Annotated in this window: 27 protein-coding genes and 1 tRNA gene; 8 read left to right on the top strand and 20 right to left on the bottom strand. The window is 42.7% G+C overall.

Annotated elements, in window-relative coordinates; all coding sequences use genetic code 11:
- Positions 1 to 113: 113 nt before the first annotated feature.
- A complete protein-coding gene (locus tag NSS82_RS12450) occupies positions 114 to 1,136 on the top strand; it encodes a hypothetical protein (protein WP_076272629.1) in 1,023 nt (340 codons plus the stop codon).
- Positions 1,137 to 1,204: 68 nt separating this feature from the next.
- On the opposite strand, the gene NSS82_RS12445 is transcribed toward NSS82_RS12450, so the two are convergent.
- The gene (locus NSS82_RS12445; protein ID WP_036689445.1) at positions 1,205 to 1,393 is read right to left on the bottom strand and encodes a YqzE family protein; all 189 of its coding nucleotides are present in this window, start codon (positions 1,391 to 1,393) and stop codon (positions 1,205 to 1,207) included.
- Between the two features lie 183 nt (positions 1,394 to 1,576).
- Here NSS82_RS12445 and NSS82_RS12440 point away from each other — a divergent pair, with 183 nt between their 5' ends.
- The gene (locus tag NSS82_RS12440; RefSeq protein ID WP_235219580.1) at positions 1,577 to 2,329 is read left to right on the top strand and encodes an N-acetylmuramoyl-L-alanine amidase; all 753 of its coding nucleotides are present in this window, start codon (positions 1,577 to 1,579) and stop codon (positions 2,327 to 2,329) included.
- On the opposite strand, the gene NSS82_RS12435 is transcribed toward NSS82_RS12440, so the two are convergent.
- The 3 genes from NSS82_RS12435 to NSS82_RS12425 all read right to left on the bottom strand — a co-directional run bounded on the left by NSS82_RS12435 (position 2,316) and on the right by NSS82_RS12425 (position 5,193).
- A complete protein-coding gene (locus tag NSS82_RS12435) occupies positions 2,316 to 3,176 on the bottom strand; it encodes a divergent polysaccharide deacetylase family protein (RefSeq protein ID WP_076100825.1) in 861 nt (286 codons plus the stop codon). The two genes, NSS82_RS12440 and NSS82_RS12435, sit on opposite strands and share 14 nt — an antisense overlap.
- 105 nt (positions 3,177 to 3,281) lie before the next feature.
- Complete coding sequence (locus NSS82_RS12430) at positions 3,282 to 4,367, bottom strand: glycerol dehydrogenase (RefSeq protein WP_076100827.1); 1,086 nt, start codon at positions 4,365 to 4,367, stop codon at positions 3,282 to 3,284.
- A gap of 82 nt (positions 4,368 to 4,449) precedes the next feature.
- Complete coding sequence (locus NSS82_RS12425) at positions 4,450 to 5,193, bottom strand: SDR family oxidoreductase (protein ID WP_076272630.1); 744 nt, start codon at positions 5,191 to 5,193, stop codon at positions 4,450 to 4,452.
- A 68-nt stretch (positions 5,194 to 5,261) separates the two neighbouring features.
- On the opposite strand from NSS82_RS12425, the gene NSS82_RS12420 reads away from it, so the two are divergent.
- Positions 5,262 to 5,735 (top strand): hypothetical protein, encoded by a 474-nt coding sequence (locus NSS82_RS12420; protein WP_143761257.1) that lies wholly within the window; start codon positions 5,262 to 5,264, stop codon positions 5,733 to 5,735.
- 24 nt (positions 5,736 to 5,759) lie between these two features.
- Here the strand turns inward: NSS82_RS12420 and NSS82_RS12415 are convergent, their stop codons facing one another.
- From NSS82_RS12415 to NSS82_RS12365, 11 genes are all read right to left on the bottom strand, one after another.
- Positions 5,760 to 6,350, bottom strand: coding sequence for a TetR family transcriptional regulator (locus NSS82_RS12415; protein WP_076272631.1), 591 nt, complete (start codon positions 6,348 to 6,350; stop codon positions 5,760 to 5,762).
- A 455-nt stretch (positions 6,351 to 6,805) separates the two neighbouring features.
- Complete coding sequence (locus NSS82_RS12410; RefSeq protein WP_076272632.1) at positions 6,806 to 7,735, bottom strand: alpha/beta hydrolase; 930 nt, start codon at positions 7,733 to 7,735, stop codon at positions 6,806 to 6,808.
- Positions 7,736 to 7,803: 68 nt separating this feature from the next.
- A complete protein-coding gene (locus NSS82_RS12405; RefSeq protein ID WP_051491619.1) occupies positions 7,804 to 8,211 on the bottom strand; it encodes a MerR family transcriptional regulator in 408 nt (135 codons plus the stop codon).
- 166 nt (positions 8,212 to 8,377) lie between these two features.
- Positions 8,378 to 8,821, bottom strand: a complete 444-nt coding sequence (locus NSS82_RS12400) for a DinB family protein (protein WP_076272633.1) — start codon at positions 8,819 to 8,821, stop codon at positions 8,378 to 8,380.
- Between the two features lie 3 nt (positions 8,822 to 8,824).
- Positions 8,825 to 9,352 carry a HugZ family pyridoxamine 5'-phosphate oxidase gene (locus tag NSS82_RS12395; protein WP_076140948.1) on the bottom strand — a complete coding sequence of 176 codons (528 nt, stop codon included), beginning with the start codon at positions 9,350 to 9,352 and terminating at the stop codon, positions 8,825 to 8,827.
- 44 nt (positions 9,353 to 9,396) lie between these two features.
- Positions 9,397 to 10,176 carry an ABC transporter ATP-binding protein gene (locus NSS82_RS12390; protein ID WP_076272634.1) on the bottom strand — a complete coding sequence of 260 codons (780 nt, stop codon included), beginning with the start codon at positions 10,174 to 10,176 and terminating at the stop codon, positions 9,397 to 9,399.
- Between the two features lies 1 nt (position 10,177).
- Positions 10,178 to 11,167 carry a FecCD family ABC transporter permease gene (locus NSS82_RS12385; RefSeq protein ID WP_081386604.1) on the bottom strand — a complete coding sequence of 330 codons (990 nt, stop codon included), beginning with the start codon at positions 11,165 to 11,167 and terminating at the stop codon, positions 10,178 to 10,180.
- Positions 11,168 to 11,183: 16 nt separating this feature from the next.
- A complete protein-coding gene (locus NSS82_RS12380; RefSeq protein ID WP_081386605.1) occupies positions 11,184 to 12,221 on the bottom strand; it encodes an ABC transporter substrate-binding protein in 1,038 nt (345 codons plus the stop codon).
- A 233-nt stretch (positions 12,222 to 12,454) separates the two neighbouring features.
- On the bottom strand, positions 12,455 to 13,006 hold the full coding sequence (locus tag NSS82_RS12375) for a GNAT family N-acetyltransferase (protein WP_076272635.1): 552 nt from the start codon (positions 13,004 to 13,006) through the stop codon (positions 12,455 to 12,457).
- Positions 13,007 to 13,031: 25 nt separating this feature from the next.
- Positions 13,032 to 13,733, bottom strand: coding sequence for a hypothetical protein (locus NSS82_RS12370; protein ID WP_076272636.1), 702 nt, complete (start codon positions 13,731 to 13,733; stop codon positions 13,032 to 13,034).
- A gap of 194 nt (positions 13,734 to 13,927) precedes the next feature.
- On the bottom strand, positions 13,928 to 14,260 hold the full coding sequence (locus NSS82_RS12365; protein WP_143758680.1) for a hypothetical protein: 333 nt from the start codon (positions 14,258 to 14,260) through the stop codon (positions 13,928 to 13,930).
- 205 nt (positions 14,261 to 14,465) lie between these two features.
- On the opposite strand from NSS82_RS12365, the gene NSS82_RS12360 reads away from it, so the two are divergent.
- The gene (locus NSS82_RS12360) at positions 14,466 to 15,713 is read left to right on the top strand and encodes a S8 family peptidase (protein ID WP_076143256.1); all 1,248 of its coding nucleotides are present in this window, start codon (positions 14,466 to 14,468) and stop codon (positions 15,711 to 15,713) included.
- On the opposite strand, the gene NSS82_RS12355 is transcribed toward NSS82_RS12360, so the two are convergent.
- Positions 15,705 to 16,514, bottom strand: a complete 810-nt coding sequence (locus NSS82_RS12355) for a class I SAM-dependent methyltransferase (protein ID WP_036689424.1) — start codon at positions 16,512 to 16,514, stop codon at positions 15,705 to 15,707. The two genes, NSS82_RS12360 and NSS82_RS12355, sit on opposite strands and share 9 nt — an antisense overlap.
- 200 nt (positions 16,515 to 16,714) lie before the next feature.
- On the opposite strand from NSS82_RS12355, the gene NSS82_RS12350 reads away from it, so the two are divergent.
- Genes NSS82_RS12350 through NSS82_RS12340 form a run of 3 tightly spaced genes read left to right on the top strand, consistent with a single transcriptional unit; the run spans position 16,715 to position 18,656 of the window.
- Positions 16,715 to 17,086, top strand: a complete 372-nt coding sequence (locus NSS82_RS12350; protein ID WP_036689422.1) for a GntR family transcriptional regulator — start codon at positions 16,715 to 16,717, stop codon at positions 17,084 to 17,086.
- A complete protein-coding gene (locus NSS82_RS12345; protein WP_038569899.1) occupies positions 17,083 to 17,973 on the top strand; it encodes an ABC transporter ATP-binding protein in 891 nt (296 codons plus the stop codon). The genes NSS82_RS12350 and NSS82_RS12345 overlap by 4 nt, the downstream gene beginning before the upstream one ends.
- Positions 17,973 to 18,656, top strand: a complete 684-nt coding sequence (locus NSS82_RS12340) for a hypothetical protein (protein WP_076272638.1) — start codon at positions 17,973 to 17,975, stop codon at positions 18,654 to 18,656. Before NSS82_RS12345 ends, NSS82_RS12340 begins: the two co-directional genes overlap by 1 nt.
- A gap of 934 nt (positions 18,657 to 19,590) precedes the next feature.
- Here the strand turns inward: NSS82_RS12340 and NSS82_RS12335 are convergent.
- A tRNA-Leu gene (locus tag NSS82_RS12335) sits at positions 19,591 to 19,674 on the bottom strand.
- Positions 19,675 to 19,856: 182 nt separating this feature from the next.
- Between NSS82_RS12335 and NSS82_RS12330 the strand changes: the two genes are divergently transcribed.
- Positions 19,857 to 20,303, top strand: a complete 447-nt coding sequence (locus NSS82_RS12330) for a hypothetical protein (protein ID WP_051491615.1) — start codon at positions 19,857 to 19,859, stop codon at positions 20,301 to 20,303.
- A gap of 96 nt (positions 20,304 to 20,399) precedes the next feature.
- Here the strand turns inward: NSS82_RS12330 and NSS82_RS12325 are convergent, their stop codons facing one another.
- The 3 genes from NSS82_RS12325 to NSS82_RS12315 all read right to left on the bottom strand — a co-directional run bounded on the left by NSS82_RS12325 (position 20,400) and on the right by NSS82_RS12315 (position 21,725).
- Positions 20,400 to 20,618 carry a hypothetical protein gene (locus tag NSS82_RS12325; RefSeq protein ID WP_036689413.1) on the bottom strand — a complete coding sequence of 73 codons (219 nt, stop codon included), beginning with the start codon at positions 20,616 to 20,618 and terminating at the stop codon, positions 20,400 to 20,402.
- A gap of 115 nt (positions 20,619 to 20,733) precedes the next feature.
- A complete protein-coding gene (locus NSS82_RS12320; protein WP_036689410.1) occupies positions 20,734 to 21,051 on the bottom strand; it encodes a hypothetical protein in 318 nt (105 codons plus the stop codon).
- Positions 21,052 to 21,152: 101 nt separating this feature from the next.
- Complete coding sequence (locus NSS82_RS12315; RefSeq protein WP_038569895.1) at positions 21,153 to 21,725, bottom strand: xanthine phosphoribosyltransferase; 573 nt, start codon at positions 21,723 to 21,725, stop codon at positions 21,153 to 21,155.
- Positions 21,726 to 21,826 lie beyond the last annotated feature (101 nt).

The following is a 21,826-nucleotide window of genomic DNA, read 5'->3' as shown; positions in this document are numbered from 1 at the left end:
CTTCCGCCTTCCGGCGCGACAGCAAGCAACAGCCTTTTTATAGCTTGTCCTCTACAATAAAAAGGAAGCTTATACTTTCTGATATTTCATAACAAAGAAAGGTGAACGACGCCATGAAAATAAGTGTACGGCGGAGGCTGCTTCTTGCAGGTCAAAGCTGCTTCCTCCTGCTTCTATGCATCGGACTCATCGCAACGAGCTCCGGTTCCTCTTCTGCGCTTGCAGCTTCCAGAGTAAGTGTAGTTGATTCAGTCACACAGGATTTGATACCTGTACTGCAGATGGATATCTTACCTTCACCCGGTACGGTCCAAGAATTTGCCAAGAGTACACTGAACAAGCTCGCAGCAGAAGCTCCATTTACAGCCTGGAAGGACGCAGGAATAGAATATTATCCTCTGGGTCCAGGTACTCATAGCTGGCTTGTCAACGTTATGAAAGGTGAACAGCGGATCGGTTACATGATCATTTCGGCTACGGATCAAGGTGGTTATATGCTTAGCGAATATGGAGCTGGCACTTACGGTCTCCCCTATAGTTTATTAGAACTGCGCCAATTTTTGGTGCAGGAAGGACTTATACCTTCATCTTTTACAGGCAAAATAAAACTTACAGCCTTATATGCACCACTTCTACCCGTATGGAAAATCGTCATTGACGATAAGACGATATTTATCAATGCTTCCGTGCCGCAAGTTTTGCCGTGGACGCTAAGTAAAGCGGAAGAAGTACTTAAAGGACAGCAGACAGAAACGGATGTAATCACTAACCTAACTACTGATTTGTCGCCGCTTTCTGCTTATCAAAGCGGAGGAACAGATGATCCTTATAAAAATATCATGTGGTTGACCTCCCCAAAACTGCTTGCTGTAGGTGGAGACAATATCGCCGCACTAATTCGTCCCAAGGAAAGTATTGCTTATCAATCCGCTGGCCGAAATGATATCGTAGGGGCACCTTTTATGATTACAGGTTATCAGAACTGGTCGATTGCTTCGAATAATACAAAAGCAATAAACAACATGCCCACCGTTTATGCAGCATCAGGACCAGAAGGTAGAAGATATTTACCACTCACTGCCTTGCAGACTATCGGAACACTGCACAAGCTGCCCGACAAAAATATCTATAACTAAACATAACAAATAACCTTCCGCTGCCACCCTCAACAAGGCACTGGAAGGTTATTTGTTATTTGTGAAATTCAATCCTTGTCACTGTGGCTCCATTTGCTTCGCCAGATCGACCAACCCAGCGGAAGCATACCGAACCATTTCTGTGACCACGGCTGCTTAGTAGCCGCTCTTCGAGCATGAATGGCACGCGGATCCTCGATATAAACAACTACCTTCTCAGTGATATACTTTACAAGCTCATCGCCGCCGGAAGCCATTTGTAACACCTCCTACATTATAAGTGAATTAAGATAACCAGCGTCGTTCCATGCTCTTAGTGTGCACCAGCGAGCATATATCTAAACTCTTGTCCCGGATTGTTCGAATAGGTTTACCTATTAAAGCACAATCTAACAAAGAATCTAGGGCACGAGGTTATTCACATGCAAGGAGGAGTTCATTTGAACAATGGGAGAAATAAAGCTTATTCCAAGACAGCAGCTGCAATATGCGGCTTACGTATTACTTTAACTACAGTTGGACTTCTAATGCTGTTTGTGGGGAGTGCATATGCTTCTGCAACTCCATCCAAACCCGTAGTGAATGATGAACGTCAGCATCTCTTAAGCCACGGCCACCGTATGATCTTAATTGATGCAGGACATGGGGGGATCGACGGAGGAACTTCCTACGGAAATATTCTTGAGAAGGATATTACATTAGATATCTCACGCCGATTATTTCTGCTGCTGCGCAGCGATGGATTTGATGTTGCCTTAAATCGTAATGGAGATTATGCCCCAAGTGATGAGAACCGCTGGCTGCGCAGTAAATCCCGACATCTGCGCGATCTTGCCCAGCGTAAAGAACTGGCTGAGACATTACCAGCTACCGTAGTGGTCAGCATCCATGTTAACTGGGCACCTTCTCCTTCCAAACATGGTCCGCTTGTATTATATCGCCAAGAAGGCCGCAGCTTTATCCTTGCCCAGACCATTCAGCAACAATTAAACAGTCTCTATAATATCCGTGCTGAGACAAGACCGGGTAAGCCCTTTTATTTACTCAACAAAATAACCGCCACAACTGTAATTGTTGAGGCGGGTTTTGTAAGCAGTCCGACAGATCGCGAAAAGCTTTGCACCCCTAAAGGGCAACAAGAAATTGCAGAAGCGATTGCTGGCGGCATAGTAGCTTATCTTATGGAAGTGTAGGATTCGAGTTCCAGTTCATTTCGTTTTTGACTAGATCAGAAATGCCTATAAATTCAACATCATCTTTTATTTGCTCAACACCGCTGCGGATGCCTGCGGCGGTTTCTTTTCCATATACACCAACATGACCAATGGTTACGCAGAATCGTTGATCCTTCGCCAGGTTATTTACGAGGCCCATTTGTTTCAGGACATGATTGGCTGTGTGTGTATCATCCAAAAAGATATGATTCTCTACACGCGGCAGCCCCATTCGATAAGCCATATTGCCAGCAACAGAACGGTAGTTGGTTTTACTGTCCACAAAAAACAATCCCCGCTCTTTGCACACGGATAAGATCACACCCATAATCCGTTCGTCCCCGGTAATCTTAGAGCCCATGTGGTTATTTATGCCGATAGCATAAGGCACATTATCGAGTGCTGCCTCTACTTTTTGACGGACTTCCTCATCAGACATCTTGGCCAGTACAGCTCCTGGTCCAAGCCATTTAGGATTACCTTGGCGCGGCTCCATCGGTAAGTGGAGAAGAACATCATCTCCGCGTTCATGCGCGCGTGTGGCATCCTTCACAGATGTAGGCAAAAAGGGCATGACCGCCACCGTAAGCTTAATCGGCAGTGAAAACATTTCATCCGTCCCCTTCATGTCATTGCCGAAATCGTCAATAATAATTACGACCTTATTACGTCGAGATGCCTTCTCTTCACTTGGTGTGTTTGTAGGGTTGTCTCTGGACTCGGCAGCTGAAACAGACGGTACCACGGAACCGATTAAAGTAACCATTAGAGCAGCAACAGCAATCCAAATCAGTAAATAACGTTTGAAACTTCGACTGTCCTTCATCAAGAGGAACGCCTCCTTCGTCTTAAACAATTGTTCTCATTGTTTGGTTCACGAAGGTTAAATATGTACGAGGAAGGTTCGCAATAATTTACAGTCGAGTTTTTTCTATTGTCCCCGTGCGTCTGCGGCAAGAATAGCTTCCAGCACATCCAGTGCTTGAATTTCAATTGGCATATTCCAGATGGGGCTATCCTTAGAACAGCTAGCTTCAGCTACAGTCATCAACTGATCGATATCCTTATTGGTAATCCCAAGATCTTTGAGAGTAACGGGAAGGCCGATTTTTTTGCAGAAATCAATCACCTGATCAATCTCTTCATATGGTGCTTTCTCCAGTACAAGCTGAACGATCGTAGCAAAAGCAACCTTTTCACCATGAAGAGTATTCCTGCATTCCTCATGCAGCGTCAATCCATTATGAATCGCATGCGCCGCAGCAAGTCCGCCGCTTTCAAACCCAATGCCACTTAAGTAAATATTGGCTTCAATAATGTGTTCCACCGCAGGAGAGGTAATGCCTTGCTTAACATCTTTTAATGCCGTTTCACCCTCTGCTAGAAGGGTATCCAGACAGGCACGAGCTAATGAAAGGGCTGCAATTGTGCTAGTCCCACCTGCATGGGTAATAGCCCCAGATTCTCGGCAAGCTCTTGCTTCATAAAAAGTAGACAACGCGTCACCCATTCCAGCAACAAGCAATCTTGCAGGAGCTTTGGCAATGATATCGACGTCTACGATAACCAGATCGGGATTTCTTTTTAATGGAAGATAACAGTCAAAGTCTCCTTCATCCGTATACAACACTGATAAAGCGCTGCAAGGTGCATCCGTTGAAGCCACTGTGGGTACAATAACTACCGGGAGGTTACTCATGTGGCTTACTGCTTTTGCCGTATCCAGGGTCTTGCCGCCACCAATCCCTATAATGACTTCCGCATCCTTCAAGCCAAGTGCTGCAACTATCTCATTAACCTGATTACTGCTGCACTCGCCCTTGAATTCAGTCATCACTAGTGGCATTTCGTTCATTTCAAAACTGTATGTGATCTCTTTTTTGTACACAGAGAAAATATAAGGATCAATAATGGCATAAGCTCTTGTCGCTCCAAGCTGCGAACAATAATCTCCCAGCTTACGAATTTCACCATGTCCTTGTATATATTTAGTTGGTGAGCAGATGATCTGCGTCATGGTTCACTCCTCCTTTTATTTACATTCATATTAGAAGGATTGACCACATTCAGCTATTAAAAAGATCCCTTTAGCCACCAGCTTAAATAAATCCACCATTCACACGGATCGTTTGCCCTGTAACCCACTGTGATTCCTTGCTGGCTAAGAACAACACAATGTTTGAGATATCCTCAGGCTCGTCTAAACGTCCAAAGGAATTCATATTTCCCACGGTCGCAATCTCTTCCGCTGATTTCCCTACGGTAAATAACTCCGTATTCACAGGTCCCGGTGAAACAGCATTGATAGTGATTCCTTTTCGTCCAAATTCTTTGGCCAGCTGACGAGTGATTTGTTCTACTGCTCCCTTAGTTCCTGCATAGACGCTGTAGGTCGGGAACATTTGACCCGTAACGGAAGTTGAAAAATTGATAATCCGTCCGTTATCATTCATATATTTAGCTGCTTGCTGGCAAGCAAAAAAGGTGCCTTTCACATTAATCGCAAACTGCTTGTCGAAATCCTCTTCTGTCATATTTAGAATCGGCTTCGTGATCATAATACCAGCGTTATTGACGAGAATGTCGAGTTGTCCATAGGCTTCTAGTGTGGTTTGGAATAACTGTTCAAGTTCTGCCACCTGGCTGATGTCTGCCCGAATAGCAACGGCCTCTCCACCCTTTTGCTTAATACCGGTTACGACTTCCTCGGCTTTGCCGGGGTTACTCGAATAGTTAACGACCACCTTCGCACCTTGTTGTGCCAAGTTCTCCGCAATCTCCCGGCCCATGCCTCTCGATGCACCTGTTACTAATGCTACTTTTCCAGCTAAATTGTGGTTCATATTTATTCCTCCTATTACTTTATCCTTCTTGTTGGTCTGATTATAAATCGATCGATTACAAATTACAAGTGACATTTTTTAATATTTGTCATTCTAATTCGCTTTTCACATATTTTGCAACAGTCGCTCGATTCAGACTAATCCACGGGATTTATACCGCTCATTCGCTGCTATTCGCTCGATTCAGACTAATCTACGGGATTTATACCGCTCATTCGCTGCAACTCGCACAATTCAGACTAATCTACGGGATTTATACCGTTCATCTACTGCTAGTCGCTCAATTCAAACTAATCTACGGGATTTATACCGTTCATCTGCTGCTAGTCGCTCGATTCAGACTAATCTACGGGATTTATACCGTTCATCTGCTGCTAGTCGCTCGATTCAGCCTAATCTACGGGATTTATACCGTTCATCTGCTGCTAGTCGCTCGATTCAGACTAATCTACGGGATTTATACCGCTCATTCGCTGCAAGTCGCTCGATTCAGACTAATCTACGGGATTTATACCCCTATAAGACACAAAAAAACCTCCTGAACATCAGAAGGTTTTAATTAGATGCTACAAAGAAATCCCGGAAAGGAGCAAATCCCAAACAGAGGCGAAATCCTGATCAATCGTAGCCGACTGCCACTCTATAGCATGTGCTGGATGATGGTACCGCGAAGTAGCATTAAAAATTGCTCTAGCCGTTACCACTGGTTCCACCACTCTATACTCATTGGATTGTATGCCTTTTTCAATAATGCCTGCAATTTGCCCAATTAATTGATCTACGTGTAGGGTAATCATATCCACCGCTTCTAAAGTTACAGCTGCGTACATAGCAAACATTTCGGCATCATCCACAGCATAGGTGCGTTTACTACGAATCAGCGTGTCCATCCATAATCGGAGCTGCTCTTTGGCATTCCCATCAAAATGCTCTGAAATATTCTTTAAAGGCTCTGAAATATTATACTGCAACCATCTTTCGGTTACTGCTTCTCGCAAAGCAGATTTACTGGAAAAATGTCTATACAACGTACCATGACTTACTTTAAGCACCTTCGCTACATCAACAACAGAAGTCTTGTCCGGGCCAAAACGCCGGAGCACTTGTTCAGCCGCGTCCAAAATGTTTTCTTTTGATAATGGAAGATCATTCGACATATGTATTCCCCTCGCTCTATCTCTGGTGGTAATTATCATAGCATATCATGTTCAAAAACGAACTGACAATATTGCCACTTTGTCATTCGTTAAATCATTATCAGTATATACTCACACCCATTTATTAAACTTAGATACACGTCTGGTGTCTAATTCTCCGTAGCCCCCTTCCTACATGAATTCGGACTGAGGAGCCCTTATTTCCGAAAATCACCGTAATTCACCATGCTATCGGACTCAAATGCAGCTATCCACCCAAATCCCCACCTTTTCGGCGTTCTTATGTGCCAATAAGAGCTATGCAGTCCGAAAAGTTAGTCAAACGCGCTGAATTGAGCAAATAGCTGCAATACGGTCCGTTATGATGAAGAAGCCCAGCATCTAGCAATCCACCTTCTGCGAACCTAACGATTTCGCCAAAAAACCTCCTTGATCTCTCAAGAAGGCGGGCAACATCATCTGCTTTTTTGCTCAATCCGATCTAGCCTCGTTCTAACAAACTTACCGACATTCGCGATCGCTTGCTGCGCCTCTGGCAGCATATAAGCTAAAAAGTGAAAGACGCTCCACATGTTCTCCCATATTTCCAGTTCTACATGAACATCCGCGGCTTGTGCTCGTTCAGACAACCTCGTTGCATCGCTTAACAATACCTCGTGGTCGCCTACTTGAACAAGTAAATCAGGTAATCCCTGCAAATCCAACCTTAAGGGAGATAATATAGGAGCTAGTTCTGTCCGAGCACCTAGATAAACATCAATTATTCGTTTATTTCCTTCTATGCTGCCTGTTGGATCAAACTCCGCTCGACTCAGATACGATTCACCATCCAAAAGGACGAGATCTGTATGCGGCGAGATTAAAAAAGCACCCGCCGGCAATTCCACACCCGCATCCCGTAAAGTAATCAACGTCATCAGCGCAAGGCTGGCTCCAACAGAATCCCCTCCAAGCACGACATTCCCGGCAGAATATCCATTCGCGAGCAGCCACAGATAAGCGTCTATACAATCTTCGTTAGCAGCCGGATAAGTAAACTCTGGTGCCAAGCGATATTCAATGGCTAGGATCTTCGTGCCACTAGCTTTTGCAATTCGTGTAACCAAATCTCGATAAAATTCACAAGTCCCAGAAATAAAACCCCCACCGTGGAAATAAAGGATCACTTCATCAGCGGGTGGAGCAGATTTCACAGGAATAATCCACTCTCCACTTACGGGCCCAATCATGACCCGCTCGACGATAACATCCGTAGGAATGGGCATGTTCGCAGCCGTCGCGGCCATCTCCTGCCGTATTTGCCCGATAGACTTGCTATCCAATCGGTTGCTTTGTCGCAGATAATCTTTGATCGCTGCAAGCTGCTCTGTACTTGACTTTACCATATCGTTAATCCCTCCTACAATTCTTTTCAACTCAGATTGTAAAGTCTGTAGGAGACTACAAGGTCAAGTTAAGAATCCATTTTTAGGATTTCGAGCGTGGACTGTACGCCTGGATGTTTATCTGTGGCTAACAAATTTTTTCTCAAATCTGCGAGGGCTGTTAGTTTTATTTCCTGTTTTGCAATTTCGCCACGAACTCGATCCATTTTCTTATCCACAACAGTTACAAAATCATCTATGCTAATGCCGCTGCTTTCAGATTTAGTGAGTGCCTTCTTGATTTCCTTTAAAGTGAAACCACACAGTTTAGCATTATGTATAAAAACAAGTCGGCTAAGCACCTCATCCGAATAAAGACGATAACCAGCTTCTGAACGTAAGGGAGTGCTAATTAATCCGAGCTCTTCATAATACCTTAACGTCTCCATATTCACATTCGCCATTTTAGCAATTTGGCCTCGCAAGTATTCTGTCATAATCAGCGCCCCCTTATAATCCCCTACATTATACCAAATTCAGAGGCAGCAGAGGACATCAAAAGGACATCAAGGGACATCAAAAGAACGTCAACAAGTAACCAAGCTCCCTTTTAAAAACTCCTTATTTACGCACAAAAAAAACGACATTTCTGCCGTTTTCTCATCAATCATTTCCCAATTTACTCACTTCACTTCGGACTGCATTTTTCTGTATAAGCGAAATCTGTCCGGCATGAATGCCTGTATGATACATAAGCCTGCCTATCGCTTCAAGCGGTGTAGATGTGCCAAAAGCCGACTCCACACTCACATGCCACGCTTCTTCCGGAAGCTCCTGCATCGCAGCAGTTAGATTCTCATTGGAAACAGTCAGCAGATCAACGAGTTCATTCAATGTAGAATATGCTGCCTTGTCGCCTAGAGGATTAGGTCTTGCAAAAAACCACTCTGCGAACATAAACTCAACTTCCGCATTATGCTGAATTAATCCCCCAATCGTAGAGTTCCCTAGCTTAAGGTTAAGATCCTCTTCCGGCAATGCCTTCACCATTTTATGAAATCGCGTTTGTACCGCATGCCAGATTGGCAACACTAAAGTGAAAGTCATAGATTATTTGCTCCCTTGTACAGTGGCTTCTTCATCTTTTTTCTTGTCGATCACCACATGGTTGAACAGGTTCGCATCTACGTCGATGTCAAAGGCCAAGCCAAAACCAACAACATAACGCCCTTGAACAGGTGTCAATTCAAACAATGAAAAATCCAATCCACGCAGCAAATTCACCATTGCCGCCCCATGATCAGCATTAAACAATTCAAAGATCTCCTCATGCCCGTCATTCCCGATATTGCTTGAAGTGCAATTCCACCGCACACGCTCCGTTGCAAATTTATTATTCGTTGCAGACTCATCTGCAATTAGAAGCGCATCTACAAACTCGTTATTTTCCATATATCGGTAATGCTCGGCGATCTTACTAATGTAAATATAAAGTTTGCCTTCATGCTTAACAAAAGGAGCATAGCTGATAAAAGGTTTTCCTTCGTCATCTATTAAGCTCAAAATCAGATTTTTACGATTCGCAATAAATTGCAAATAGTTTTCTTTATTTTTCTCTACATCTACAGGCTTCTTCATTATAAAATCCCTCCATTAATAGGTTATGTAATCTAGCCACGAATCTAGCGAACGGTACTTAGCAAATGAATACGAGGTTTCGTCTCTGCAGGAACATATTGAACTTCGGCATCCATTCGGTATATATTCCGGATCATATCGGTTGTCATAACTTCATTTGGTGTCCCATACATCGCTTTTTCACCCGCCTGCACCACAACAATACTGTCACTATAGGTAGAGGCTTGATTGAGGTCATGCAACACCATCACGACGGTCATCCCCATGTCTTGATTTAGCTCACGTACTAGCTCAAGAACTTCATGCTGATGCGAAATATCCAAGTAAGTGGTCGGTTCGTCAAGCAACATAACCAAAGGGCGCTGCGCCAAGGCCATAGCAATCCAAGCACGCTGTGATTCACCACCGGATAACGAGGAAACTGCTCGATCCTTATAATCCTTTAAATGTGTCTTTTCCAGTGCCCAGTGGACAATCTCCATATCCTCATGATTTAATTTTTCGAACCATTTTTTATGAGGATACCTTCCATAGGAGACGAGATCGATCACGGTCATATCATTAGGCGCTTGGTTCTTCTGGCTCAGCATGCACATTTTTCGAGCCACTTGTTTGGCGGTCATGGACTTTAGATCCGTACCATCGAGTGTGACCGCACCCGTATGATATGGAATTAGTCGTGATACCGCCTTAAGTAATGTAGATTTACCTGAACCGTTTGGTCCTATAATCGAGACGATTTCACCCTTTTTTACGGAAAAAGAGAAGTTGTTAATAATGTTTTTCTGCTCATACCGAATCGAAATAGAGTCGACAGTAAACATGTTAGAACGCCTTCTTTCTCATCAGGTATAGAAAATATGGTCCACCGATCACCGCCATAAGGATACCCGCAGGAATATCTAAAGGTGCAAATAAGGTACGTCCACCTGTATCTGCTATCAACAATACCAATGCTCCAAGTCCCATACTCATCGGCAAAAGAAATTTATAGTCTGAACCCACCAACAATCGAGCCATATGTGGCACAACAAGTCCAACAAAGCCAATCATCCCTATAGCCGCTACAGAGATAGCCGCTAGAAATACTGCCAGCAAGGAAAGTAGAGTACGAATTCGATCCACATTTTCACCTAAATTCGAAGCCACCTGATCGCCTAAACGTATAATATTCGCCTTGCGGATCGCGAAAAAGGATAAGATCCAGCCTGCAATGGCATACGGGAAAACCATCATCAAGGCATTGTTCCCTTTTGCAGCCAAACTGCCGTTCAACCATTGGACTGCTGCCGGAAGTCTGTCGCTGTACATGATGGTCAGAAGTCCTATTAATCCCCCGCAAAGAGCATTCACAGCAACTCCTGATAAAATAATAGTGATCGGCGAAATGCCGGTTCTTCTCCACGCTAATGCATATACAATCCCTGCAGCGATTAGTCCACCAACAAAAGCCGCAATTGGAATAAACTCCGTATATTGTGGTGCTGCAAGCATAATGACAAGCACACATGCAGCCGCCCCACTCGTTACACCGGTCAATCCTGGATCAGCAAGTGGGTTGCCCATCACAGCTTGCAGCAGAGCGCCTGAAACCGCGATATTTGCCCCAATGATCATCGCCAGTAATACACGCGGCAAACGAATATCCCATATGATGGTGGCATTCACTGCTTTTGCCGCTGACCCAAAGATTGTGCTTAGGATGTCTGGTATGGGGATGTATACTGAGCCTAGTCCAATCGCAATTATGGCGGCAACGAGCGCAAGTGCTAACGTTACAATAACAATAATTCTGCTACGAGATATATTTATCACTTGCTGTCTCCTTTAATTATTCATAGAAGTATTTTGCAATTTCGGTTAAGGCTGTCTCGGCGTTAAGGATCGAAGTAACACCGAATACGCTGTAATCTAGAATGTTGATTTTGTTATTTGCATAAGCTGAGAGCTTTGTCCAAGTTTCATTTTTCTCTATTTCTTTTTTGAACTTATCCTCTGTCGCTCCGTGGTCGCCTGAAGCGAGTACGAGAATGATGTCTGGATCAGCGGCTACAATGTTCTCCATATTAATAGGTGAGTAAGTGTCAGTAACTTGCAATACAGAAGTTGCGATGTTATCAGCACCAAGCTTATTCACCAAGCTACCTAAATAAGATTTCTCACTCATGACCATAAAAGAATCCGCGGTTCCGATTACGAGCAGCACGCTTGGCAGCTCTTTGCCTTCGGCTAATTGACTCAGCTCATTTTCTTTGTCCAAAATCTTAGTTAAAGCAGCATTCATTTCATCTTTTTTATTAAAATAAGTGCCTAAAACTTTGAGGCTAAGCTTTAAATCCTCGAATGATTCTGTTCTCAAATATGCTTTTTGTAGGTCGATTCCTTCTAGCGATTTGTCTAATGTGCTGCGAAGTGATTCCGCTCCCAGCAGCAAGTCTGGTTCAAGTTTTGTCACTACTTCCAGATCCGGTGCCATAGGAGATCCAATACGATCAATTGTTTCGAAATCAGCAGGGATTGGATTCGTTGAAGTAGGTACACCTACCGGAGTTATGCCGAGCAAATAAAGCATTTCTGTTAACGGTACAGAAGTTGTTACAATACGCTCCGGTACTGTAGAAGGGAATTGGCTTAAGGCTTCGTTGAACAATGTTTCATCCACACCATCATTCTCCAGACTGTACACCTTGCCGGCAGCTTCCGCTGTATTCGCTACTTCTGTTGTATTTGCTGCATTCGCTTCTTTCGATTCATTAGCAGTTGTATTCGTTACTGCTTCATTTTTTCGATTGTCCGTTGTATTAGTAGACGAACAAGCAGTCATTGCAGTAAGCGCTGCAACAACCAGGAGTACTAATATTTTTTTCAAAATCTATCCCTCCGAATATGTATATTTATACGTTTCATGTATTGATAATGATTTTCATTTTCACTAATCGCTTCCTATGATAATCGTTATCAATGAGAAGTGTCAAGAATTTTATTTTAATTTTAAATAAGAAGGAATTTCATTATTGTCCGTTGAAGCGGACTAGCATTTCTAATAAAAAAAGCCACGCCCAATGGGCGTGACTTCAAATAGTGGTGTATGAAATCCAAGCGTTAGTCAGTAGCTCTCGTATTTAAAATCCCATAATGAATAAGGTCCACAAACTCATTTTCTTTATAAATATGCTGTAACAAAACGCCTTCTTTCAGCATGCCAGATTTTTGCATAACCCGTCCCGAACCAGGATTTGTAGCAAAGAATCTGGCATACACTTTGTGATAATGTTTTTCTGTAAAAGCAAAATTAATGACCGCTTTTGTTGCTTCTGTAGCATATCCATTACCCCAGTGATCCTCACCTATCCAATATCCAAGCTCGCCGTTTCTGTGTGTCCGGTTATTTCTCAGTCCTATAGCACCATACAGCTCTTTTGTATTTTTATCAGTAATAGCGAATTCATATGAATTATCATTATTGAACTCATCTTCATGTGTTTCAATCCATGATAACGCACATTCAATGGGGTATGGATAAGGTAGAGTTAATGTACTTTTGTAAACATTATAATTATTGCAGAGCTCACTGACACGCTGTGCATCAGACAATGCAAAAGGTCTTAAAATCAATCTTTCAGTAGTAATTGTTCTCTTCTCTGGATTGTACAATGGTATCCCCCCGTTAAACTAAATATTATAAAACAAATACAAGCCAGATAAACAGAAAACTTGGCCACCACTGCTTACCCGCTTTCACAAACAGCCAGCCAAACACCAAAGAAAAAGCAGTAATATACAAGCCGCTTTGCAGACCATGTGTCAAATGACCTAATCCCCAAGTCAGCATTAAACCTATTCCGCCATAAGGAAGAGAAGGTTTCTTAAACCATACTTCTCCTGCAGACTGCATTAGCGCAACCAATAGTACAACTAGTACAGCTTCCACAATGTAATATATGTTTTGAACCAAGGCAACCCATATGCCCATAAAACCATGTTCTAACTTGAAGTTTTCATATTCTCTATAAATCTGTGGAATGCTCTCCCCATTAATCCAAAATTCCAACACAGCGAACAAAAAGCTTGATATAAAAGCTACAATTAATAAAGGAATGACCTTAGAGCTCCAACGCAAAGATATAACCTTTTCAATCAACTTCCTCTTCCTGAACCAAAGTAGAAATATCATAGCTCCAACTGTCCACAATAGGGTGACTATGCTCCAATGAACAACTAGTACGTACCAAGGGCTGACAAAAAAGTCGTCTATATTAAACAAATCCCCCCATAACCATTGATCTAATCCCATGATGAACATATCCATTCCTAACATTAAAAATACAAGCAGTCCTAATAAAAAATATTGAATACCTGATATATTCCCTTTTTCTTTCACGAAACCTCTCACCCGCCTTATGTCCATTTTTGTACTATATTCCCAAAATTATGATGCTGAAAGTATGGCATCCCCCCATTCTGTTTGTCTGTAACAAATCACTCACTTGAATCAAAGTTAGAAAAATACATAAAAAACAGCACGCATCGATATAAAATCGACACATGCTGTTTACTTGACCTGGCTTGTCCAAACTAGAATCTAGCCACAAAAAATTCGCGGTCTGCGGGAACGTTAAAACTTCTTATAGTAGCTCCACTCTCATCTCTTAAAGTGAGAAGATAAGGTACTGATGTTAAGGTACTAATTGTTGGGAATCTAACTACACCAAATTCGTCAAAATCAGCAGTTACCGTTGTAGTTCCAGCTCTCAATGAAGCTGACCACCCCGTAGTATCTTTAGGTGTACCCGTTGCATTTGTACCAATAGCAACAACAATAAATCTATCCAGAGTCTGTCTAATTCTACGTTTCTTTCTCGTAGGAGCTGCTTTCGCTTTTTTAGCCGCGAGAACTTTGCTAGCCATAACTGCTTTCTTGTTAACTGGTTTTTTAATAATTACCATTTACTTCACCACTTTCTTTTTAGGATACGTTAGTAAATGCAAGAATCGTAATGTTTGACCTCTCTTTCACCTACAAATCTGAAAATGTGTTAAATCCTAGTTTCATAGTTTCGTGTCCACTAGCTCTGCAGTGCATATAATACCTTCAAGAGGTGATTCATTACTAATGAACGGTCAAAAATGGCTAGAGCAATATCATTCGAAAATGCACCATTCTTTGAGAAAAAGAGTTCAACGTTCCTATCTTCCAGCACATAAGGCAAATTCCATTCCAGTTATCATTAAATTCAAACAAAAAATAACTACAGCCCAGCTACATTCTTTACAAAACCATTTAAAATCCCACGACCTTCCGATCAGACATCATCTTCACCTGCTCAATTCGATATCATCCAAAGTTTCAAAGAACTGCCTGAACCGGATGTGCCGCTGGGATGGTATCGAAAAAATTTATTTGGATCAAGTCAAAAAAACATCCCTTAATATAGCGACACCATCCATTGGTTCCACAGCTGCCCAAAAGAAAAAGCGGCTTACCGGAAAAGGGATTAATATTGCTATTCTTGATACAGGGGTGTATCGGCACCCTGACCTGTTTCGCCCTGTTAACCGCATAGTTGCTTTTAAAGATTTTATCAATCATAGAAAACAGCCCTATGACGATAACGGCCATGGAACTCATATCGCAGGGGATGCAGCAGGCAACGGTTGGATGAGTAAAGGAAAATACAAAAGCCCTGCTCCAGAGGCAGGGATAGTAGGTGTCAAAGTACTCGATAAAAATGGCGATGGATATGATTCCACAATCATTAAAGGAATTGAATGGTGTATTGCGAATCGGAGAAGACTTAATCTTCGTATTCTTTCGATGTCATTCGGGGGTAAGGTGAATCTTCCTTGTTCAGATGATCCACTCTGCCAAGCTGTAGAAAAAGCAATTAAAGCCGGACTGAACGTTGTAATAGCAGCTGGAAACAGCGGACCGGGACGCAGTACGATCGAATCTCCAGGGATTAGTCCTTCAGCAATTACTGTCGGTGCAGTGGATGACCGTCGCACGCTCACGCAAGCGGACGACCGAATCACTTGGTTCTCCAGTCGTGGACCCGCACCGGGAGGAAGGAAGAAACCGGATCTCGTTGCTCCAGGCGAAACGATCATCTCCCTTCGTGCCCCACGATCCAAGCTGGATCGCGAGCTTCCTTATTTGCGGATAGCTAAAGATTACTTTGTGCTGTCCGGTACCAGTGTCTCAACACCTATCGTCTCGGGTGTGATCGCGCAACTACTCCAGAGGAACCCTTCTCTTACGCCTAAGCAAGTAAAATCCATACTAAAAAAGAACACATTTCGCCTTAAACTAAGTCCTAACACAGCAGGATGCGGTGAGATCAATGCGCGATTCTTATCGTAAATCCGCTTCTTTTTTAAAGGCAGTAATGATTGAAACCGACAATTCCTCTGTAAATATACCTGTTGGCTCTATTTCTAATAAAGCTGATTTCATATCATCTTCAAAACGTTCTAAGTTATCTCTAAATAATCGCTTAGAGGCATAAGACGTAGAATACAAATTTCCTAGAATAGAATCAACAGTCCAAGTGATGGAATAACTCGATAACACCTGTCTTTCAACATCTGTAAAACTGGATCGCTTTACAACATCCTCATGTCTTTCTTGTGGATGTCTATATGTACTGTTCCCGGCTATTCTTTCGTCACCCAACCAGCGTTTCACTACTTCATCTACCTTTTGTTGCCAAGGTAACGGTTCTTGTTGTTCATTAAAAGTATCAATTACAGCAATACCGCCGTTATCATCTAAACTGTGATAGAGAATTTCAAGAATGGATTCTCGGTCCATCCAGTGAAACGCCTTAGCCATCATGATGAGACGAAAGGAACCCCAGTCATTGGATAGTTCTTCCGCTCTCCCCTGTTGCCAGCTAACATTCTCAACCCTGTTGTACTTTGATAACAGCTTTGCTTCTTCTAGCATCTCTAGTTCAGTATCTACGCCAACAATTTTTTCGAACCAATCCGTAAACCTTTGCGCTAACTGCCCAGTACCACAACCTAAGTCTAGCAACCGGCCCTCTCCGTTAAGTGAGAATTTGTTCACTAGATATCGAATCAGTGAGGACGGATATAGCGGGCGATATCTTGTGTAATAGCTTGCAGTATCTTTGAACAGATCCGGACCATAATCATTCATAGCTGAACTCCCCCTTCTTTTTTACCAAGGACAAAATCATAGCATTTATGTAATGCAAATAAAAGGCTATCCAGAGCATTCTGGGCAGCCTTTATTTATGTGGATACAGCCCAAAATAATTAAAAAATATTGACAATTAACTTCGTTGCATATATGGTTAATTGCATAACTAACTAACCAATGAAGTTGGCGGTGAATACATGGGAAACTTAATGGATGATACACGACCGATATTTATGCAGATCGCCGAACGAATAGAAAATGACATCATCGAAGAAACACTGCTGGAGGAGTCACAAGTTCCTTCGACAAATCAGTTTGCTGTTTTCTACCAGATCAATCCGGCTACGGCTGCGAAAGGTGTGAATTTGCTTGTGGATCAAGGGATATTGTACAAAAAACGAGGAATCGGTATGTTTGTAGCTTCTGGAGCGCGTGCAGTATTGATGGAGAAGAGAAAAGAACAATTTTATGAACAGTATGTAGTAACCATGATCCGTGAAGCTGAAAAATTAGGAATTACGTTGGATCAATTAACAATTATGATTCAGAGGGGAGACAACAAGTCATGAATGAAGTCGTTGAAATCAAAGGATTGACTAAGTCATACGGAAATGTCACTGCCATCCATGAACTCAGTTTTTCTTTGGAGAAAAATAAGATATACGGGCTACTCGGCAGAAACGGTGCAGGAAAAACCACAATAATGCATATGATCACAGCTCAGCTTTTCCCTACAAGTGGTGTCCTGAACGTATTTGGTGAACATCCGTACGAGAATAACCGGGTTCTCAGGCAGATTTGCTTCATTAAGGAAAGCCAAAGGTATCCGGACACGTACCGAATCATCGATGTACTGGAGGTATCCGAATTATTTTTCCCAAACTTTGATCGGGAATATGCTCACTCTTTAATCAAGGATTTCAATCTGCCATTAAAAAGAAGAATAAAAAAGCTGTCCCGAGGTATGCTCTCGGCTGTAGGAATTGTAGTAGGTCTAGCCAGCCGTGCTCCACTTACCATTTTTGACGAACCCTATTTAGGTCTTGATGCAGTAGCTAGAAGCCTATTTTACGATCGCCTAATTGAAGATTATGCTGAAAATCCACGTACGGTTGTTTTGTCCACCCATTTGATCGATGAAGTAAGTCAGCTTTTAGAGCATGTTATCGTCATCGACAACGGCAAGCTAATTATTAACGAAGATGCTGAAGCCCTTCGCGGGCAAGCTGTTACGGTAATCGGCGCGACAGCAAAGATCGAAGATTTTATCGCTGGCAAACAAGTCATTTCCCGCGAGTCTTTTGGCGGATTGCTTACAGCCACCATTATCGGCTTCAACGTGAAGGATCAAGCACATGCTGAAAAGTTAGGCTTAGAAATCTCACCTGTATCTTTACAGCAATTAATTGTTCATCTCACAAATAAAAAATCTCTAGGAAAGGAAGTGACCGTGTAATGAATCCTACGGCAGGTATGTTAAAAATGCATTTCAGAGATAAGTGGTTATGGTTGTATACGCCTTGGGTAATCTTGTTATCCAGCTTCTTGGTAAATATCATCGTCGCTTCTTTCCTCCAAGAACCGATTTATACCGGCGGTCTGGTTTCTATCTTCATTTATATGTTAATCACCGGTATACTCATTTTGGTGCAGACCTTCCCCTTTGCTCTGGGCTTAAGCCAACGAAGAACGGATTATTTCATAGGCACTTCCTTAATGGCTATTATAACTAGCGCCGTCTACTCAATTCTCCTCTACCTGCTCTCCATCATTGAAAGCAAACTGACAGGTGGCTGGGGTTTGGAACTACATTATTTTCATTTGCCCTATTTAAATGATGGTAATGCCCTCGAACAGCTATGGATGTATTTTGCGCTCTTTCTGCATATGTTTTTTCTGGGGCTAATGATATCCAGCATCTTCCGGAGATTTGGCCGAAGCGGTTTGTTCATTTTCTCAGGGGTTACGTTTATCCTGTGCAGTCTCGGCGTATTGTTAATGACCTATAATCAGTGGTGGGTAGACCTCTTTAACTGGTTTGCTGGATATACCGCATTTGAACTTGCCTTGTGGTCCATGCCTCTGACAGTCGTGTACGCTCTTTTATCGTTTTTGATGCTGCGTAGAGCAACCGTGTAATTCATTATCCCATAAAAAACAGGTGTGTCCCAATAGCCATGCAATGGTTGCTGGGTGCACCTGTTTTTTTCGTGTCTTAGACTTTGATCTAGACAACAAACTTCATTGGATTCGAGCATAGTTGCGCGCGCGAAGTTGCTATGGGACTCAGCGGGTTAAGTAGCGTAGAAGCAAAATTCAGTGTCGCGCTATTGCAGATAGCGAAGGACCAAAACACAGATTAGTATTTCGCCAATCTGCGCGTACGAAGGCGCTATCGGACTCAGCGGGGCGAGTAGCTTAAAGCAGAACGTAGTGCCTCTATTGCAGATAGCGAAGGACCAAAACACAGATTAGTATTTCCCAATCTGCGCGTACGAAGATGCTATCGGACCCCGCTGACCTTATTCGCAGCTTTAGAGCACATTTGGATTCCTATCGGACCCCACAGTCGCTATCGGCATAAAAAACGCCAAATTCGATCCTTTTCCTATGCGATAGCTGCACTGGGGTCCGAAACTATGCTCAAAAAGCGATAAATGAGCAAATAACGTCAGCTGGGTCCGTAAGCCTTAGGTGATGATGATTCCGCGGGGCGATTAGCTTAGAAGCAAAACACAAATTAGTATTTCTCCAATCTGCGCGTACGAAAGTGCTATCGGACTCAGCTGACCTTATTCGCAGCTTTAGAGCACATTTAGATTCCTATCGGACCCCACAGTCGCTATTGGTATAAAAAACGCCAAGTTCGATCCTTTTCCTATGCGATAGCTGCACTGGGGTCCGATACTATGCTCAAAAAGCGATAAATGAGCAAATAGCTTCATCTGGGTCCGTAAGCCTCAGGAGATGTTTCTTAAAGATTTCTTTCGCTTAAGCACTACCGTCTGCTGAAAAACACAAAAAAAAGGATTATAAAACTGCTACTGGAGCAGTTCTATAATCCTTTTAGCTATGCGGTCAAGAGGACTCGAACCTCCACGATATTGCTACCACTGGCACCTGAAGCCAGCGCGTCTGCCAATTCCGCCATGACCGCGTATTATAATGACTCGCTTATTGCGGTCACAAGATAGATCATACCACGCTGAGAATCCAACGTCAATATATTTCCGTCATTTTCTTATCATTCATTAATTTATGGATAATTATTGCTTTTGTTGCCGAATATAAGGTATAATGAGAACAAAAGTTCGCATAATATAAATGAGGTGATTTATAATGGCGACTACGAAGCTAAACACATCCATTATTGATGAAGAAGTAACTAAAGAAGAACTGTCCCTGGTCAGAAGCTATTTGCTGCTAACGTTTATTCATAAAGTTTTCGAACGCGACTGCCGTGTAATCAGTAGAAGCGGCCTGTTTAAGACCCCTCAGCTATATATGGAGCTCGTATCTGGTGCCACTAAGAAGACGTCACTAATGCTTCAAGAGGTTACGCGCGAGCTGAGCTCCCATGATTTGAAGATTACTACCGTTCGCCAAGATCAGCGAGGAGTCGAGGCATTATATTCCTGCAGAGGATTTCAAGGAGAGATGAATATATTATGGCCAGGCTTCCGTAGAGAAATGATGCTGCGCATGCGCGCGTATCTTGGACTGTCAACAGAACTCTCCATACTCTCCAGAGAAGAGAATGCGTCTGAACTAGCTCTAACTATATAATCCCAAATGACATTACAGAAACAGCTCCCGCCCAGTAGGGCGAGGAGCTGTTTTGTATTATGAAGATTATTACTGCGGATATTATTACTGTAAAAATTATATATTATCCGGATCTTGTCTTGGTTCACTAAATGGCTGGAATAAATAATTGCGATCCAGCTTCACTACTCGTCTATTCTGACGACGTATCATCACCTGAGAATCATCCCATGCAAGAACTATCCCTTTTACGTCGTTACTTTCCAAGCCATCGCGCACTACACGAATTTTCTCACCGGAAATCCGGTAAGCATCCAATTGCTCATCGCTAATCATCATTAATCCCTCCTGTCATAGCTTGTCCTATTTAGTCTCAGAAAAAAGACCCAAATGATAAATCATCTGGGTCTCATGTAGGCAATTAACGACTTGCATGTCTACTAAAGCATTCTTATATCAGCGCTTCATTCTTCTCAAACCAGAAGTCAAGAACTTTAGCGGACATCACACGTTGCTCCAGATACTCCACTTGGTTAGTAGTGAATTTTTCCCTCCAAGGAAAGGATAACTCTTCACACAAACCTTTGATTGTCAGAAGCTCTGACCAGGCTACATAGCGTTTGTACCAAAAAAACTGAGGATGTTCAATCATATAGGGATACAGATCGTCGAATTCCGTGTGTTTGCAGTCCAGCGCACGCTCGAAATGATCCTTGGCCTCGGTTAATTTATCAATAAAAAATTGTTCAGTCACCGGTTCTTTCCCCATTGTGACGCCTCCTCCCTATGTCTAATTTTTATTATAAAGGAAAATCCATAGGGTGAAAAGCAGTTGTTTAAAAAATAGGCCTGTTCTTATTGCCAATTAGGTTATTCCCCAAATTCGATGGTGCCTCCATTTAGAGAGGTAATTCTTACGAGTGACTCCAGACGAATGCCTTGCTCTCTGATCGTCCGAGCCCCTGCCTGAAAGCTTTTTTCAACTACAACACCAAGACCAACTAGCTCGGCGCCAGAACGTTGAATGATCTTAATCAACCCACGCGCTGCATCACCATTGGCAATAATATCATCGATAAAGAGGATTTTATCCTCTGGAGAGATAAATTGGCGAGACAACATAATATCAGTAACGATACCTTTTGTAAAAGACGGAACTCTTTCGCAAAGCGCATCTGGATCAGCTAACAGAGTTTTTTTGCGGCGTGCAAAAACTAGCGGCACCTTTAATTCATACGCGGTGGCAAATGCCACGGCAATGCCCGAGGATTCAACGGTCACAATACGTGTAATTCCTGAGTCCGCAAACCTCCCGGCAAACTCCCGTCCCATTTCCATCGTAAGCTGTGGATCAACCTGATGATTTAGCAGTGCATCCAGCTTCAGCACTTCATCCGAAACGACGACACCTTCTTCCAAAATCCGCTGTTTCAACACTTCCATGACTTTGAACCTCCAATACCCTTTATAATCGCAGACATTCCGTACAAATTAATCACTGATCATAAAGCAATTACGACGGAAGTCATGTCCTACTGATCCTC

The organism is Paenibacillus sp. FSL H7-0735 (genome assembly GCF_038008505.1).
Classification (GTDB): Bacteria; Bacillota; Bacilli; order Paenibacillales; family Paenibacillaceae; genus Paenibacillus_AQ; species Paenibacillus_AQ odorifer.
This window is presented reverse-complemented; position numbering and strand designations above follow the sequence as displayed.